This window comes from Leucobacter alluvii (assembly GCF_039530485.1).
In the GTDB taxonomy this organism is placed as follows: domain Bacteria; phylum Actinomycetota; class Actinomycetes; order Actinomycetales; family Microbacteriaceae; genus Leucobacter; species Leucobacter alluvii.
Map to the genome: position 1 here is coordinate 326,039 of NZ_BAAAOP010000012.1, position 16,807 is coordinate 342,845.

Genomic DNA, 16,807 nt, shown 5'->3' on the forward strand with positions numbered 1-16,807 from the left:
AGTGCCCCTAGCGGTCTTCGTCCTCGCGCGGCTTCACATACGGGTCCTCTTCACCCGCGTACTGCGCCTGAGCTGCGAGCGCCGCGGCCTCATCGTCTCGCCGCTTGGCCTCCGCGAGAAGCTCGTTGAGGTGCTGGGCGCTTTCGGGAAGTTCGTCGTGAATGAACTCGAGCACCGGGGTCAACCGCGTGCCGAGCTGCTTGCCGACCTCGGTGCGCAGCATTCCCGTCGCCGCCTTCAACGCGGCCGCCGTGTCCACCTGCTCCTGCTCGTCGCCGTACACCGTGTAGAACACGCTCGCCTGCTGCAGATCGCCCGTGACACGCACATCGGTGATCGTCACGAAGCCGAGGCGCGGATCACGGAGCCCCTTCTCGAGGCGCCGTGCGATGATCTGCTGGATGCGCTCGGCGACTTTTCCCGCCCGTGGATTGCTCATGCACCCAGACTACCGCCGGATTTCTCTCAGACGATGCGTACGCATGCCCCTACGATGGATGCAGTCAGACGTACGCGACGAACAGTTGAGGAGGCGTCTTCATGACGTACCCACCCACCCCCGAGAACCCGGAACAGCCCGAGAGCCACGATACGGGCAAGTCCGTGCCGGGCTCCGCGCCGACCGACGACCAGCCGACACCCCCGAACACCGCGCCTCCGCAGTACCAGGCCCCGCAGTACCAGGCCCCGCAGCAGCCAGAGCAGCCGCAGTACGGAGCACCGCGGTACCAGGCCCCGCAGCAGCCAGAGCAGCCGCAGTACGAGGCTCCTCAGTACCAGGCCCCGCAGCAGCCCGAGCAGCCGCAGGCGCCCTACGCCCCTCCCGCAGCCTCGCTGTACCCCAGTCAGCCCCAGCCGCACTACGCCTCGGCTCCGGCCTACGCAGCCGGCATGACGGGCGTGCCGGGCCCGGGCGAGCCGTTCAACGGCGCGACCGACCCTGAAGATCTCAGCCGCCCGCTCTACGGGGCGACCTTCGGCCAGGCGATCCGCCGCTTCCTCAAGAATTACGCCGGCTTCAGCGGGCGCGCATCCCGGAGCGAGTACTGGTGGGTCGCACTGTTCAGCTTCCTGGTCACGCTCATTCCGCTGGCGCTCTACATCATCGGCGTCGTGATGCTCGCGGTCGCGAGCGACAATTCCTCCACGTACGACGACGGCTTCGGCGACGGATACGGTTCGGCCGCCGTCGCGCCAGCGGCAGGCCTGGGGCTCACGCTCCTCTTCGTCGGCCTCGGGCTCCTCATCGTGATCGGGCTCGCCCTGCTCGTGCCGAGCATCGCCATCAGCTGGCGCCGCTTCCACGATGCGAACTTCGCCGGCCCGTTCTACTTCTTGAGCTTCATCCCCTACGTCGGCGGCCTGGTCGTGCTCGTCTTCATGGTCTTGCCGCCCAGCCCGCTGGGTCGGCGCTTCGACCGCGTGTAACTGCTCGCGGCCGTCTCGAAGGCCCGCGCCCGCTTCGGCGGCGCGGGCCTTCGTCGTACCTGCTCGCTTACGCGCGGCCCCGCACTCGGGCTCACGCAGGAGATCCGCGCTCCAGCAGGATAGCCGCGCTCGAGCAGTAGCTCATCGCTCGAGCAGGGGATCCGCGCTCCCCGGGCCCGATCGCAGCAACCGGCCCGCACGAGCGCGGATCTCCTGCACGGCGACGCCCCGCCCCCGGAGGAGCATGACGGCGTGGGCTCCTTCCTCCCACGGGCCGAGAACATGTTCTGCGCACGCAACAGGGGCGGGGCGGATCAACCGAAGCTGATCCTCCCCGCCCCTGTCAGGCGAGCACCGCGTGTCAGCCGCGCGGCTTCTCCACCATCTCGGTCGTCTCGATCTCGTCACCGATCTGGATGTCGTTGAACTTGCCGAGACCGATACCGGCCTCGTAGTCCGTCTTCACCTCGGTGACGTCATCCTTGAAACGACGCAGCGACTCGATGGCCAGGCCATCGGCGATGACGACGCCCTCGCGGATGACACGAGCCTTCGCGTTGCGCGTGATGGTGCCACTGCGCACGATGACACCGGCGATGTTGCCGACCTTCGAGGAGCGGAACACCTCGCGGATCTCGGCGACACCCGAACGGACCTCTTCGTACTCCGGCTTGAGCATGCCCGTGAGCGAGTTCTCGATGTCATCGAGCGCGTTGTAGATGACGTTGTAGAACCGAATGTCGATGCCCTCGCGCGCTGCGCGCTCGCGAGCCTTGACATCGGGGCGCACGTTGAAGCCGATGACGATCGCGTTGTCGATCGTGGCGAGATCCACGTCGGACTCGGTGATCGCACCGACACCGCGGTGCAGGATGCGGAGCTGGACCGAATCGTCCACCTCGATCTTCATGAGCGATTCCTCGAGCGCCTCGACGGCACCCGACACGTCACCCTTGATGATGAGGTTGAGCGACTCGACCTTGCCATCCTCGAGCGCCTTCGTGAACTCTTCGAGGCTGATGCGCTTGCGTGCCTTGGCGAGCATCGCGTTGCGCTCTGCAGCCTCGCGCTTCTCGGCGATCTGACGGGCGGTGCGATCCTCGGAGGTGACGATGAAGTTGTCACCCGCGCGCGGAACGCTCGAGAGACCCTGCACCTGCACCGGACGCGAGGGAACGGCTTCGAGCACGGGATCGCCGTTCTCATCGCTCATCGCACGAACACGGCCGTAGGCCGTACCCGCGACGATCGCGTCACCGACGCGCAGCGTACCCGACTGGATGAGCACGGTCGCGACGGATCCGCGGCCCTTGTCGAGCTTCGCCTCGATCGCGACACCGCGTGCGTCCTTGTTCGGGTTCGCACGCAGGTCCAGACCTGCGTCAGCGGTGAGCAGTACCGCATCGAGCAGGTCGTTGATGCCGACGTTGTTCTTCGCCGACACATCGACGAACATGACGTCGCCGCCCCACTCCTCGGAGAGCAGACCGAACTCGGTGAGCTGCTGACGCACCTTCTCCGGGTTCGCGCCTTCCTTGTCGATCTTGTTGACCGCGACCACGATCGGCACGTTCGCCGACTGCGCGTGGTTCAACGCCTCGATCGTCTGCGGCATGATGCCGTCGTCAGCTGCGACCACGAGGATCGCGATGTCGGTGACCTGCGCACCACGGGCACGCATGGCGGTGAACGCCTCGTGGCCCGGAGTATCGATGAAGGTCAGCGCGCGCTCGATGCCATCGTGCTCGGTGTGCACCTGGTACGCACCGATGTGCTGCGTGATGCCACCGGCCTCGCCGCCACCGACGTCTGCCTTGCGGATCGCATCGAGCAGGCGGGTCTTACCGTGATCGACGTGACCCATGACGGTGACGACCGGCGGGCGAGCCTGCAGCACGTCGTCGCCCTCTTCTTCGAGCTCGGCATCGATGTCGATGTCGAACCCTTCGAGGAGTTCGCGATCCTCGTCCTCGGGAGAGACGATCTGGATCTTGTACCCCAGTTCGTCACCGAGGATCTGGAACGTGGCCTCATCGAGCGACTCCGTCGCCGTTGCCATCTCTCCCAGGTGGAAGAGGACGGTGATGAGGTTCGAGGCATTCGTGTCGATCTTGTCCGCGAAGTCGGAGAGCGATGCACCGCGACGCAGACGAACCGGCGTGTTGCCGTTACCGCGGGGAACGCTGACACCGCCGAGCGACGGGGCCTCCCGCATCTCGAACTCTTGCCGCTTCGCCCGCTTCGACTTGCGCGCCTTGCTCTTGGAGCCGCCACGGCCGAACGCACCAGCGGTGCCTGCACCGCGGCCGCCGCGGCCACGGCCGGCGAAGCCGCCTGCCGGGCGCGGCGCGCCGAAGCCGCCTGCACCGGGAGCGCCACCGCCGCCGCCTGGACGGTTGAAACCGCCACCGCCGCCACCGGGACGACCGCCGCCGGGCCGACCGGGGCCGCCTGCACGACCGCCGGGGCCGCCTGCGCCGCCGCCCTGAGGGCGCGGAGCGGGGCGCGGGATGTTTCCGGGGTTCGGGCGCCCGGCAGCGCCGGCACCGGGACGACCCATGCCCTGATTCGGGGCGAACGGGTTGTTGCCCGGGCGCGGGGGACGGGGGATGCCCATGCCCTGGCTGGACGCGAACGGGTTGTTGCCCGGACGCGGGCCACCCGGCTTGGGGCCACCCGACTTCGACCCGGAGGCGGGCTTTGCCGCACCCGGCTTCCCGTCAGCGGATTTCGCCGCACCGGGCTTCTGCCCGCCCGGCTTCATCTCGGCCAGCGCTTCTGCAGCCGGGGATGCGGGTTCGGCCGCCGGCTGCGCCGGGGCGGCCTCGGCCGGGGCAGGAGCCTCGGGCTCCGGCTTCGGGGCGGGCTTCGGGCCCGGCTTCGGGGCGCCGGCAGCCTTCTTGGCGGCGGGCTTCGCAGCCGCATCGCCGTCACCCTGGGCCTTGGTCACACCGTCTGCCTCGAGGGCAGCCTTGACCTTGCGCGCCACCGGGGGCGCAATGCTTGACGAGGACGCCTTGACGAACTCGCCCATATCTTTGAGCTTGGCCAGAACGACCTTGCTATCGACACCGATCTCCGCAGCGATCTCGTGTACGCGTGGGTTTGCCACTTTTCTCCTGTCTGGGTTCACGCCAGACAGGCGAGAACCATTAATTAGCCGACGGGCTTCATTGTGAGCCGCTCATTAGTTGTCCATGAGTGTTTTCAGCCTGTTCTCTAAGGGACTTACGTCGGGTTTCCCCGACACTCGCAGTGCACGGAGGAGGATTCCTCGCGTCACCGCACGATCCAGACACTGGAACACGGGATGCACCCACGCTCCTCGCCCCGGAAGCACCGCGCGATCGTCGACCAGAAGTCGACCTTCGCGCACCACCACCCGCAGCATCTCTGTGCGCGGGGCGCGTTTGCGACACGCGACACAGGTCCGAACCGGAACCATCTTACCAGCTTCCTACTTTCTGCTCTCCCAGATGCGGCGCCGCTCTCAGTCGAAGCCGCATCTGGGAGCCTCAGACGCTCACGATCAATCGCGTGCGTCAGTCGTTCATGATGGAATCCGGCTGGATGTCGATCTTCGCGCCCGTCAGCTTCGCGGCGAGGCGGGCGTTCTGACCTTCCTTGCCGATCGCGAGCGAGAGCTGGAAATCGGGAACGAGCGCACGCACCTGCTTCAGCGATTCGTTCAGCATGAACACGTCGGTCACCTTCGCCGGCGACAGCGCGTTGGCGACGAATGCCGGCAGCGCGGGCGAGTAGTCGACGATGTCGATCTTCTCTTCTCCGAGCTCGCTCATCACGGCGCGCACGCGGCTGCCGAGTTCGCCGATGCACGTGCCCTTGGCGTTGATTCCTGCCTGCTTCGCGCGGACTGCCACCTTGGTGCGGTGACCGGCTTCGCGGGCCAGCGACACGATCTCGACGAGCCCCTCGGCGAGCTCGGGCACTTCCCGTTCGAAGAGCTTGCGCACGAGTCCGGGGTGGGTGCGGGAGACGATGACCTGCGGCCCCTTCGTGCCCTTCGACACGCTGGTGACGTACACGCGCAGACGTGTGCCGTGCGCGTAGCTCTCACCGGGGATCTGCTCCTCTGGAGGGAGGATCGCCTCGAGTTCGCCCAGGTCGATGTGCACCATGCGAGGGTTCGGCCCCTGCTGCACGACACCGGAGACGATCTGGCCCTCCTTGTCTTTGAAGGTGCCGAGCACTGCGTCGTCGGTGAGGTCGCGCAGACGCTGATTGATGACCTGCTTGGCGGCGCTCGAGGCGACTCGGCCGAATTCATCGGTGGTCACGTACGACTCGCCGATGACCTGGCCCTCGTCGTCGAGTTCAGGGATGAGCACGGAGATCTCGCCGCTCTTCCGGTCGAGGGTCACGCGCACATCGCTCTCGCGGGGAACGGGGAGCTTCTGGTTCTCCGCATGGCGCAGGTATGCCGACTGAATCGCTTGCTCGATGATCTCGATCAGTTCGTCGAAGGGGATTTCCTTCTCACGCTCGATCTGACGCAGCGTGACGAGTTCGATCTTCACGAGTGGCCTCCTGTGGTATTGAGATGTCTATTCAAATATGGTCCGCGCGCAGGCGGACCACTCAGGATACCCCACTCGGCTCATCGCCTTTCGAGCACATCTCCTCGTCGGTCAGTCCTCTGGAAACGCGACGTGCACCGGTTGCACGCGCCCTGATTCGATCGCGACACCTCGGCCGACCGGAAAATCGGCGCGCTTCACGCGGCCCAGCGGTTCCCGGAACGGCGACTGCCCTTCGGTGCTGTCGGGCTGAAGCGCGAGCCCCCAGTTCGGCTGCTTGAGTGCGCTGAACAGATCCCAATTCGCACTCCCACTGCCCTGCTCGAACTCGAACAGCACGAGCACGTCCGAGCGCCGGGCGGCCTTCGCGAGCGCGATGAGTTCGGGGAGCGCTTCGGTGCCTTCCGCATCAGCCGGCCGTTCGATCACGACGATTCCGCGCTTTCCCGACGGCGGGAAGACCGGCACGGGTTCCTCGCGGGCAGGATCAGGCAGACCGCCGGGCGCCCCGAGGGGTCCGCCGACGATTCCGGCTCCGATTCCTCCAGGCGGGGATCTTCTGGCCCCGGGCTTCCCTCCGAGCGCTATCGTCAGCGCCCGGGCTCGCTCCCTGACCCCGTCTTCGCCGAGTCCGATGTGGTCCCACCCGTCTCGCCGGCAGAGTCCATCCGGGGTGAAGGTGAGGAGCACCCGTTCGAGAGCCTCCCCCCGAGCACCGGCCCACCGCCGGAGCGCCTGCACGCAGACGCGAGCCGCTGTCGAAAGGCCTGAGCCCGGAGGCCCTGCGATGACGCCGAGCCCAGTGGCAGGCATCCCGATCGGTGCGAAATCATCGGTGTCGATGCCGTACACCGGTCGCCCACCGGCGTCCTCGCTGAGCGCCGAGAGAGCGATGTGCGTCGGCGCGTTGCGGATCGGCAGGGCCTCCGTCACCCCGAGCCCTCTGAGCTGTTCGGCGAGCCGTTCGAGCCCGTGCGCCTGCGCACCCAAGCCGTCTCCGTCTCCGATGCGGGCGATCTGGATCTCGTCGTCCGACCGCACCATCAGTGCGCGGCCCGCAGACGCGCCCTCAAGCGCGTCGGCGCTCACACCGAGCTGGTGGTAATCGTGCGTACCCGCGAGGCGGAGCACGAACTGCTGCTGCACCGCGGACGCCATCGCGGCCGGGATGGCTGCGGGCCGGTCGCTGGTCAGCACGACATGCACACCGACCGAGCGTCCAGCGGACATGATCTCGCCCAGCATCTGCATCGGGGAGGTGGGCCCTCCGAGAGTCTCGGTCGCCTGCCGGAAGGCGGCGACACCATCGACCAGAAGCACGATCCGCGATTCATCTTCCCCGTTCGGCGTGCGGCGGAAGGCCCGCAGGCCGGCAGCCCGCGCTGAGGCGTAGCGGGAGCCGCGCTCTCCGATCAGGCCGAGCACGTGTCGCAGTATGCGCGCGGTGAGCTCCGAGTCCGCGAGCGGGGCTACGGCACCGACGGTGGGCAGCACGTCGAGCGCCTCGAGCGCTCCCCCGCCCGCGTCGATGGCGTAGAGCTGCACCGGGAAGTCGTCGGCACGGGTGCTCAGCGAGGCCGCGAGCGTGATGAGCGCTGTAGATTTTCCGGTACCGCTCGCGCCGATGAAGGCCACGTTTCCCGTCTCTTCGAAGTCGATCGCGACCGGACGCTGAGCTTGAGAAGCTGACTCGTCCCGCAGGCCGATGATCGGCGCATCGTCGATGTCTTGGAGCAGATCATTCGCCTGCTGCCGAACTGACTGGAGTCCGAGTGACACGGGAAGCGCGTCGAGCCACGGGCGGCGCGGCGCGGCGACCCCGGTCTTCACCGCCGCCGCCACGATGCCGTCGCGGAGCTGTTCGATATCCCGCGGAGGCTTCGCGCGACGGCGCGGTACGAGCTGGGGTTCCGGTGGGATGTTCCACGGTTCCCCCTCCGTGAAGCCCAGCGATCGAAGCTCGACACGAGATCCAGGGGCGCTGTGTGCGGCTCGCCCTCCGAGGTATCCCGTCTGGAAGTGGGCGATACGCCCTGGGCCGACCTTGAATGCGCCGCGGCCCGGAGTTTCGGCGGCGAAGAAGGCCGCATCGGAGACGTCGAGCACGTCGGCACTGTCCGATTCGTCTGCCATGCGCAGTGCGATGCGCAGATTCGTATTGGCGCGCAGATTGTCGGTGATGACCCCCGCGGGCCGCTGGGTCGCCATCACGAGGTGCAGCCCGAGCGAACGGCCGCGCTGGGCCACGTCGATGACGCCGTCCACAAATTCGGGAACGTCTGCAGCGAGCGCGGCGAACTCGTCGATCACGATGACGAGCACTGGCGGTGCCGCAGGATCCGAACGTCGCTCCATGGTGATCAGATCCTTGGCGCCATGCGCGGCGAGCAGTTCCTCTCGATGGTGGAGTTCCGCCTTCAGCGACGCGAGTGCCCTGCGCACCAGGTGGGGGCTGAGGTCGGTGACGAGCCCGACCGTGTGCGGAAGGTCGACGCATTCCGCGAACGCGGCGCCGCCTTTGTAGTCGACGAGCAGGAAGGTGAGCCGGTCCGGGCTGATCGTCGCGGCCAGGCTCATGATCCACGATTGCAGGAACTCCGATTTCCCGGCTCCAGTCGTGCCGCCGACGAGTGCGTGCGGGCCGTGCGTGCGCAGATCGATCACAGCGGGACCGTCTGGGCTCTGGCCGATGACGGCGGCGAGGGAGATCGGTTCGCGCTCGTCCCCGGCTTTCCAGTTCCGGGACACGCTGCCGGACTGGTGCCATGCGCGCACCACTGGCTCTGCCCCGCCCAGCAGGTCGGTGCCGTGCAAGTCCCTCAGCTGCACCGTCTTCGGGAGATCGCTTTCATCCAGAGCACGTGCGCTCACATCTTCTACCGGAGCGAGGCGCCTCGCCAGTTCGAGTGCTTGCAGCGATTCCATCGGTGCAAGGCGTTGGAGCTGGATCGAGGTGCCCGTTCGCACGAAGCTGACCCGGCCTTCGGCGGTGCTGAGCTCGACGAAGGTGCGGCATGCTGCGGGGAGTCGGTCCGTGGAGGGGGCCACCCAGATGAGGTGCATTCCGTGATCCGGGCCGTCTTCCGCGAGTGCGATGATGCGCGAGGGATCGATGAGCCCGGTGTCGAGCACGAGCACGACCACTGCTGGAACTACCGGAAGGTCGCCGACTGCAACGCCGGAGTCCTCGTCGTTGCGCGTCTCTTCCTCGAGATGCGACCGCACGGTTCGGCGGCGGTTCGGCGCCTGCCGCCTGGATTCGAGCAGCCCTTCGAGAGCAGTGATGAGTCGCGCCGAACTGGAGGAATCATCGGCCAGCTGCCAGGAGGGGATCGGACTGGTGACGGTGTCGATATGCGGAAGCCATTTCAACCATTCCCACTCGCCCGCGTGGTGCGCCGATGCCAAGCAGGCGAGCACCAGTTCGGACGGAGAGTGGAGGCCGGCGAGTTGCATGATGAGAGACCGCGCGATGCCCTCCGCCCAGATCGGTTCTCCCACCACGCCGATCGACCCGCACCGCTCGAAACGCTCGAGCAGCGGGACCGGTGCGACGTGAGCGAACTCCGCTTCGACGCGCTGAAGCGCCTCCCACTGCACGAGGTCGGTCTCGCCTCGCGCGGGCAGTGCGATCTCGGTGCGACTGGGAAGCTCACCGTCACCGAAACGAACCTCGAGGAAGGATCGGTGCTCCGGTCTGCGCGTCCAGAGCAGGCCCGAGCGGTGCTGCACCGCATCAGCGATCTCGGCGAGCGTGGGGGTCTCGGAGGCGCGAACCTCGATTTCGCGTGTTCTCAGGTCGGTGAGTTCAGCGCGATCGAGGGCGAGTGATTCCACGAACCTCGCGAGGTCGCGCTTCTGCTTGCGTTTGCTTCCCGCGCGGGTGTCGAGCCATGATCCGATCATCATGAGCGGGGAGAACGCGACCATCATGAGGCTCATGGGCGATTGGGTCACGAGGTACATGGCGCCACCCATCATCATCGGCGCCAGCATCGCGAGCATCGGGATTCGATTCCGTTCCGCGGGGCGCGGCGGGGCCGGGAGTTCGCGCTGCGATGCTGGAAACATCGGGGCCACGCGCGGAGCGCGGACGTGCATGACGCGGTGCGAGAAGCTCGGGGTGTCGGGCACGGGCGGTCCCGGCGTGATCCGCACCGTGACGTCTCCGAGGGCGAGTTCGCGGGGTCGATCGACACGGCACTCCGTGATCGCCTCTCCTTCTGGTCCGCCGAGCAACACGCCGTTGGCGGACCCGAGATCGTGCACGACGATGCTCGTCGTACGGCCGGCGACGATTTCGATCTGGGCGTGCCGTCGCGACACGCTCGCATCGGTGAGGTGCACGCGGGAGCTGGGGTCGCGGCCCACCGCGTTCGTGCCGGCGATCAAACTGTAGGTCGCTCCGGCGTGCGCGCCGGTCAGCACTTCGAGGTATGCGGCGACGTCGATGAGCCGTCGTTCGGCGCTGCGATTGCCGAACTCGGGAACGGCTTCGATGATCCACCCCGATTGCAGCCCGGAGGCGCCGAGCGGTGACATCGGGTCGAGGAGGAGCACGGGTTCGGATGCTCCGGCTCTGCCCCGCAGGGTGACCGGTATGCGACGGGTCTGCGCGGCGCGAGCGAGTCGTCCGTCTCCGGAGACACCGGCTCTGAGGAGCGCTCGTGCCGCGTCGCCGACCGTTGCCGTCACATCGCATGAGAGCGTCACGTCGTGAAGACCGAGGTTCGGCACGGCGAGGGTGAGCTTCAGCTTCATGTGAGTTGTTCGTGCAGCGTCCGCTCACTCCACGGGCGTGTTCTGGAAGCGGTACAGGGGAGCATCCGTATCCTCATCACCGCCGGGTGCTGACGTTTCGCCACGAAAGCGAGCGAGGTCGCGCACGTTCTTCTGCACGGCTACGGACGCGAACAGGCTCATGGCGAATCCGATGCCGTAGAACCCCTTCTCGCTGAGCGTCATGCTGCCCGCATTCCAGAGGCCGATCGCGAGGAGACCGAGCGCGAGCGCAACAGCGCACCAGGCGATTCCATAGTAGAGATTCGTCACCGGCAGTTTCTCAGCACGGTCGCGCACGGTCTTCTGCAGTGAGACCGCAGCGAAGAGACCGAACATGAGCACAGTGAAGTAGTACCCCTTTTCGTTGAGTTCCATCCGCGCATTGAACAGGCCGATCAAGTACGTCGACATTCCGATCAGGAGCGCGAGCCACGAGGCGCCGATGAAGGCCGGCGTGGGCTTGTGCGACGATTCCTGGGGTTCGTGCATGGTGTGTGTCCTTCCTGCAGCAGCGTTTGATGTCGCCACTGGTGTTCGTGCATACCGTGGTGGGCTCGTGAGCGAGCGGCTCCGAGCATGCCGCTCATTCCTCCGATTCGTTCTCCATCTCGCTGTGGAGCCTCCAGTTGGTCACCGTGTTGTTCACGGAGCAGGCGGTCGCGACTTCCAGGGACATGCCCTCCTTCGATGCCTGGAAGGCCAGCTGCGCGCCGTCCTCACCGTCGGCGCGGAAGTACGGATCTGACTCGTATGAGCGAATATCGGATACCGCCCAACCCTCCGATTCCCAGAAGGAACGCACCGCTGCAGCCGCGGCCAAAGGATCGTCTGCGCTCAGGTTCTTCAATGACTCGTCCAGCCGCCCTCCTGAACCGCAGTCGCGAGGGAACAGGGAGTTCAAAGTCCGAGCGCGATCTTCGGGCCTGTCGCGTGCCCACAGAACGTCATTGTTGTAAATGTCGTACCAACCCTCCGCGACCCCACTCGCGGCGATCGCAGCATCGAACTGCTCTCCCACCCATTCCCGCTGCTCGTCCAGCGTCATGTTCGTCGTCTGATTCCCGGGTTCGCTCGACACGATCGGCACCTCCTGCATGCAGCTCGACAGCATCATGACTGCAGCGAGGCCTATCGCCACAATCATCGTCTGTTTCGGTCTGGTCCAACTCATCGTCATTCGGCCTCGCAGGTCACTCGAATCGGTGTCACCGTGCGGCCGATGCCCGTGGTCTCGACGCACATTCCCGCGGTGCGCGTGAACGACCGCCACAGATCCGGGTCGATGTGACCGGTGGTGATCTTCGCGACGGTGTCCAAAGATTGGGTTCGCACGTCGAGGTACCCGTGGCCTTCCGACGCGGACATTCCTATGATGTCCCGGCTATCGCCTTCGCCGATCGTGGAATGCCCGTCGGTATTCTTCAGATTCTGGTTTGGATCGCCCTCGGAGGAGAACGCGAGACCTCCCGCATACACGGGGCTCTGCAGATGCAGCTGGAAGAGGTCGCGCGCATCTGGGTTCGGTTGCCCGCGCCCAGAGAAGCCTGCCCCGAGCGGCGCCAGATGATCGCCCGAGGCGTGCGTGGTGAAGATCGCCTTCTGTCCAGTTGCGATCTCCCGTACCCGTAGCACGTCGTACGAGGGAACCGTTTCGGTATCGAGACCCGCGGAGCCGAGCATGGTGAGCGAGTCCACCGGATGGTCCTCCCCGATCAGGGTCAGCGCGAATGTGGCGAGCGTGGTGCCGTAGGAGTGGGCGAGCACGTTCACCTCCGGGAGGCCGGACTCGCCCACACTTCGCGCCGCGTGAGCACCCTCGAGCTCAGCCGCGAAACGCGGCGCGCCCGCCCTCGCCGCGTCCACGGAGAGCACCCCGAAGTCGCCCGTTTGCGGTAGATTCGGGGTGTCGTACCCGAGCCAGGCCACCGTCGCGGTCGAACCAGAGAACCCCGACACCTTGTTCTGCGCGCTGTAGACGTGCCGGCTCGCTTCATCCCAGCCTTCCAGCGCCAGATGGGCGTCGCTGTTCATTCCCGCGACCTGCCAGGTCGTGTGCGTCGCCGTGTCCAGGCCCCCGTACCCGACCGCAGCCTTCGGCACCTCACTCGTCATATCGAGTGCGACGAGTTGGATGGGCGGCCTTCCCTCTCCGAACTGCTTTTCTTGATCGGCTTCGAGCTTCAGAATCTCCCGAATATCGGCCAGCAGCTGCAGCTGCTCGGGGGTCATGGCCTGCGGATACTGCTGGTAGAACTCCACCATCTTGCGGTTCGCCGCATCGCGGACCCCATACGGGAGACCGGGAAGATTGCCGACGACCCATGGCACCTCATCGATCAGGCGCTCGCGTTCGACCGGCTCCAGTGCCGCCCAATTCGCCGCGACGGTTTCAGGATCGGGCGGGTGGTCCCACGTGAGCTCGCCCGATTCGGTGCCGAGCAGTTTCGTCAGCAGCGGATGCGACTTCTTCGTCTCGGGCGCATCTTCACTCGTGCCCCACAACTCCCCGGATATGGTCACGGCGATGGTGAATCTACGCGCCTCGGCACTGTCGGAACTCACGCTGATGAGCTGCCCGATCGCGGTGTCGTCGAGGGCACCGATCAGACGCTCCTCAGCTCTCCGACGCTCCTCGATGAGGTTCGACCACGTCGTCTTCGCATCTTGGATGCTCACGAGTGCGGCTTGCCAGATCGATGCGGCGCGCATCCATTCGTGCTCGTGCATCGAATGCAGGTGCTGCACGGCGAGTTCCTGCTGATCGGCGTCGAGGTCTCGCGCCTGGCTTCCGAGCTGGGGTCGGGGCATCACGCCTGGTGCCCCGACAGACCACTCATACGGCGTCTCGACGCGAATCACTGAAGCGATGCTCTCGATCTGGACGGTGCACTGACGAATCTCCGACAGGGCCTCGTCGACGCCCTGCCGTGTCCGTTCTGCGCTGTCATGAATCCGGTCCACCTCCGACGCGTAGGCGTCGAGGGCGCTCTTCGCATCGCTCGCCGCCCGGAATACCGTGTTTGCTCCCGGGAGCAGGAATTCGCTGATCTTCGTGCTGAGGGTCGCCAGGGCAGTGCTCTTCTCCGACCCGAGGGTGAATCGAGCATTCTGCACATCTGCGGCGTACTGCATCGCATCCGAGGCGACATCCTGCGCGAATCGACCGATCGCGTTGATCTCGTCAACTGACCCGACTACGGGCGTGCCCTCGAGCAACGTCGCACCGTCGACTGGAACGTAGATCGTCACCGCCCGGTCCCCCTCACGGCGAATCCGATGTAGAGAGCGCTCGCCAGACGCGCGTCCAGATCAGAGCTGTCGCTCATGATGCCGGCGACCCCGGTGCTCGCGGTCTTCGCAGCGTCAGCGAGGGCGAGTCGGCCGGTCGAGAGTCCGGTGATGAATCGCGCTATCTCTTCGCCGGCTCCCGTGATCGTCGCGGGAGCACCGCCCGGCAACGATTGGTTTCCGTCGATCATCACACGCGATGCAGCGACGAGATGTGAGGCTGCCGCTTCGAGCACCGCGTCGGAGATCTTCAGACCGTCAGGCATAGTCATTCCCTCGTTTCACAGAGACTCGGCGCGACCCGCAGCGTGCCATTGCTCCCCGGCCGAACCGGAGCACGACCGGAGCTGCGAGTCGAGCCGATCAGCCTCAGTTGATCTTGGCGGCGATCTGGGCGTCCATCTCGCGCATCGCATTCGCGGTCTGCGTGAGGAAGGTCTGGATCTCGGAGAGCTTCTGCACGACCGTGTTCGCGCTCGTCGTGTAGTCGTTGTAGGCCGCGTTGAACTTGCCCGACGCCTGGTCGGTGACGAAACCGGAGGTGACCAGATTGTTGATCTGCATCTGCAGTGCGCGAAGCTTCTCGGTGATTTCGTCGCGCCCGGTGCCGAGCTGCGAAGCAGCCTGCTCCATCTCGCCGTAGGTCACATTGATGTTGGCCATGGGGATCCCTTCTCTCGCGCGATCCCCCCGGCTCGCGTCAGTGCTGATGGTCATCGCCCGGAGTGTCCGGGAGATGACTTCCACCGTATGGAGTCGCGAGACGGGAGTGCACAGCACTCGGCAGGAATGTGGATAACTGCGGTATACGAGGGCGAGCACTCCGGTATGAGCGGCGATGCGATGCGGTGATTCGGCGAGAGGCTCCGCGCGGCCATATGGAAAACGGGGCGCCGCTGCACCAGCAGCGACGCCCCGTCACACCTGCGCGACCGAAGGCCGCGATCCTCACATCACACGCGCACGCCGAAGAGGCCGGGCACGTCGGAGAGCGCGACCTTCTCCTTGGTTCCGGCGGCCCGATCCCACACCTCAGCGAAACCGTCCGCCGCATCTCGGCCCACGACCACCACGCGAGGAACCCCGAGCAATTCGGCGTCGCCGAACTTCACGCCGGGCGACACCTTCGGGCGATCGTCGAAGATGACCTCGACACCGGCGGCATCGAGCGTCTCGACGAGCGACTCGGCGACCTCGTATACAGCCGCATCCCGGCCTGTGGCGACGACGTGCACGTTGAACGGCGCGACGGCTTCCGGCCAGATCAGCCCGCGATCGTCGTGGTGCAGTTCGGCGAGAATGGCCATGATGCGAGTCACTCCGATGCCGTACGAGCCCATGGTCACCGTGACGAGTTTGCCGTTCTCGTCGAGCACCTTCAGCCCGAGTGCCTCAGCGTATTTGCGGCCGAGCTGGAAGATGTGACCGATCTCCATGCCGCGAGCGGTCTCGATCGGCCCTGATCCGTCGGGAGCGGGATCGCCGTCGCGCACGTCGGCGATCTCGACCGTGCCGTCTGCGACGAAATCCCGCCCGAAGACGAGATGCGCGACGTGCTGGCCTTCGACGTTCGCCCCGGTCACCCAGGTCGTGCCCGCGACGACGCGCGGGTCGACGAGGTACCGCAGGCCCGTAGCGCTCTCGGCGCCGAGCACAGGGGTGATCCCGCCCTGGTCGTCGATGCGCGCCGGCCCGATGTACCCCTTCACGAGGCCGGGGTGGCGGGCGAGATCCGCGGCCGTCGCCGGCTCGACCTCAGCGCCAGGGAACGCGACTTCCGCGCGCTTCATGTCGGCGTCGCGGTCTCCGGGGATGCCAACGACGACGATCTCGCGCTCGCCGCCGATGGGCGTCACTGCGAGCACGAGGTTCTTCAGCGTGTCGGCGGCGGTCCATGCGCGCCCGTCCTCGCGCGGCAGCACCGCGTTCGTGTGGGCGACAAGGGTGTCGATCGTCGGGGTGTCGGGCGAGTCGTAGACGACGGCCGACGGCGCATCGTCGAACGGAATGGCCTCGGGAACGGGGGTGGAGTACGCCTCGACATTCGCCGCGTACCCGCCGGCAGAGCGCACGAAGGTGTCCTCGCCGATCGACGTCGGCAGGAGGAATTCTTCGCTGCGCGATCCGCCCATCGCGCCAGCGTCGGCGGAGACGATGGCGTATTCGAGACCGAGCCGGGTGAAGATGCGCTCGTAGGCGGCGCGCTGGCGCTCGTAGCTCGCGTGCAACCCCTCGTCGGTCGAATCGAACGAGTAGGCGTCCTTCATCGTGAACTCGCGGCCGCGCAGCAGGCCGGCGCGGGGCCGAGCCTCATCGCGGTACTTGTCCTGAATCTGGAAGAGCGCCAGCGGCAGGTCCTTGTACGACGTCACGATGTCCTTCACCATGTTGGTGAAGACCTCTTCGTGCGTCGGTGCGAGCAGGTAGTCGGCGCCGTGGCGATCCTGCAGGCGGAAGAGGGCGTCTCCGTACTCATCCCACCGACCGGAGGCTTCGTATGGCTCGCGGGGCAGCAGTCCGGGGAAATGCACTTCGTGCGCACCGGCGGCGACCATCTCCTCGCGGATGATCTGCTCGAGCTTGCCCTTCACCCGCAAGCCGAGCGGCATCCACCCGAAGATTCCCGGGGCCTGGCGCCGGATGTAGCCCGCGCGCACGAGCAGCCGGTGGCTCGCCACCTCGGCGTCAGAGGGATCTTCTCGGAGGGTCTTGAGAAAGTAGGAGCTGAGCCGCGTAATCACCTCACCATCGTAGCCCGCGCGCCGCGCGTC

General features: G+C 66.4%; 12 protein-coding genes. 1 reads left to right on the top strand and 11 read right to left on the bottom strand.

Annotated features, from left to right (window positions below; all coding sequences use genetic code 11):
* Positions 1 to 7: 7 nt before the first annotated feature.
* Positions 8 to 439, bottom strand: coding sequence for a 30S ribosome-binding factor RbfA (gene rbfA / locus ABFX18_RS12770; protein WP_090146755.1), 432 nt, complete (start codon positions 437 to 439; stop codon positions 8 to 10).
* A 101-nt stretch (positions 440 to 540) separates the two neighbouring features.
* On the opposite strand from rbfA, the gene ABFX18_RS12775 reads away from it, so the two are divergent.
* Positions 541 to 1,428: a DUF805 domain-containing protein gene (locus ABFX18_RS12775; RefSeq protein WP_346058516.1), complete on the top strand. Its 888-nt coding sequence runs from the start codon at positions 541 to 543 to the stop codon at positions 1,426 to 1,428.
* A 361-nt stretch (positions 1,429 to 1,789) separates the two neighbouring features.
* Here ABFX18_RS12775 and infB read toward each other — a convergent pair whose 3' ends face one another.
* From infB to ABFX18_RS12825, 10 genes are all read right to left on the bottom strand, one after another.
* A complete protein-coding gene (gene infB / locus ABFX18_RS12780) occupies positions 1,790 to 4,540 on the bottom strand; it encodes a translation initiation factor IF-2 (protein WP_346058517.1) in 2,751 nt (916 codons plus the stop codon).
* 75 nt (positions 4,541 to 4,615) lie between these two features.
* A complete protein-coding gene (locus tag ABFX18_RS12785; protein WP_090146750.1) occupies positions 4,616 to 4,873 on the bottom strand; it encodes a YlxR family protein in 258 nt (85 codons plus the stop codon).
* 97 nt (positions 4,874 to 4,970) lie between these two features.
* Positions 4,971 to 5,966 (bottom strand): transcription termination factor NusA, encoded by a 996-nt coding sequence (gene nusA, locus ABFX18_RS12790; RefSeq protein ID WP_090146748.1) that lies wholly within the window; start codon positions 5,964 to 5,966, stop codon positions 4,971 to 4,973.
* A 111-nt stretch (positions 5,967 to 6,077) separates the two neighbouring features.
* Positions 6,078 to 10,727 (bottom strand): type VII secretion EssC family protein, encoded by a 4,650-nt coding sequence (locus tag ABFX18_RS12795; RefSeq protein WP_346058518.1) that lies wholly within the window; start codon positions 10,725 to 10,727, stop codon positions 6,078 to 6,080.
* A gap of 24 nt (positions 10,728 to 10,751) precedes the next feature.
* Positions 10,752 to 11,237: an inner membrane protein YiaA gene (yiaA, locus tag ABFX18_RS12800; RefSeq protein WP_346058519.1), complete on the bottom strand. Its 486-nt coding sequence runs from the start codon at positions 11,235 to 11,237 to the stop codon at positions 10,752 to 10,754.
* A gap of 94 nt (positions 11,238 to 11,331) precedes the next feature.
* Positions 11,332 to 11,793 carry a hypothetical protein gene (locus ABFX18_RS12805; protein ID WP_346058520.1) on the bottom strand — a complete coding sequence of 154 codons (462 nt, stop codon included), beginning with the start codon at positions 11,791 to 11,793 and terminating at the stop codon, positions 11,332 to 11,334.
* 128 nt (positions 11,794 to 11,921) lie between these two features.
* Complete coding sequence (locus ABFX18_RS12810; RefSeq protein WP_346058521.1) at positions 11,922 to 13,997, bottom strand: alpha/beta hydrolase; 2,076 nt, start codon at positions 13,995 to 13,997, stop codon at positions 11,922 to 11,924.
* A complete protein-coding gene (locus tag ABFX18_RS12815; RefSeq protein ID WP_346058522.1) occupies positions 13,994 to 14,302 on the bottom strand; it encodes a hypothetical protein in 309 nt (102 codons plus the stop codon). The genes ABFX18_RS12810 and ABFX18_RS12815 overlap by 4 nt, the downstream gene beginning before the upstream one ends.
* A gap of 103 nt (positions 14,303 to 14,405) precedes the next feature.
* Positions 14,406 to 14,753 (bottom strand): WXG100 family type VII secretion target, encoded by a 348-nt coding sequence (locus ABFX18_RS12820; RefSeq protein WP_249290837.1) that lies wholly within the window; start codon positions 14,751 to 14,753, stop codon positions 14,406 to 14,408.
* Between the two features lie 236 nt (positions 14,754 to 14,989).
* Positions 14,990 to 16,777 (bottom strand): proline--tRNA ligase, encoded by a 1,788-nt coding sequence (locus ABFX18_RS12825; RefSeq protein WP_346058523.1) that lies wholly within the window; start codon positions 16,775 to 16,777, stop codon positions 14,990 to 14,992.
* Between the last annotated feature and the right edge of the window lie 30 nt (positions 16,778 to 16,807).

Bases quoted from the DNA above. Each gene is read 5' to 3' on its own strand.
- rbfA (WP_090146755.1), bottom strand. From the start codon at position 439: ATGAGCAATCCACGGGCGGGAAAAGTCGCCGAGCGCATCCAGCAGATC.
- ABFX18_RS12775 (WP_346058516.1), top strand. From the start codon at position 541: ATGACGTACCCACCCACCCCCGAGAACCCGGAACAGCCCGAGAGCCAC.
- ABFX18_RS12785 (WP_090146750.1), bottom strand. From the start codon at position 4,873: ATGGTTCCGGTTCGGACCTGTGTCGCGTGTCGCAAACGCGCCCCGCGC.
- ABFX18_RS12795 (WP_346058518.1), bottom strand. From the start codon at position 10,727: ATGAAGCTGAAGCTCACCCTCGCCGTGCCGAACCTCGGTCTTCACGAC.
- yiaA (WP_346058519.1), bottom strand. From the start codon at position 11,237: ATGCACGAACCCCAGGAATCGTCGCACAAGCCCACGCCGGCCTTCATC.
- ABFX18_RS12805 (WP_346058520.1), bottom strand. From the start codon at position 11,793: ATGACGCTGGACGAGCAGCGGGAATGGGTGGGAGAGCAGTTCGATGCT.
- ABFX18_RS12815 (WP_346058522.1), bottom strand. From the start codon at position 14,302: ATGCCTGACGGTCTGAAGATCTCCGACGCGGTGCTCGAAGCGGCAGCC.
- ABFX18_RS12820 (WP_249290837.1), bottom strand. From the start codon at position 14,753: ATGACCATCAGCACTGACGCGAGCCGGGGGGATCGCGCGAGAGAAGGG.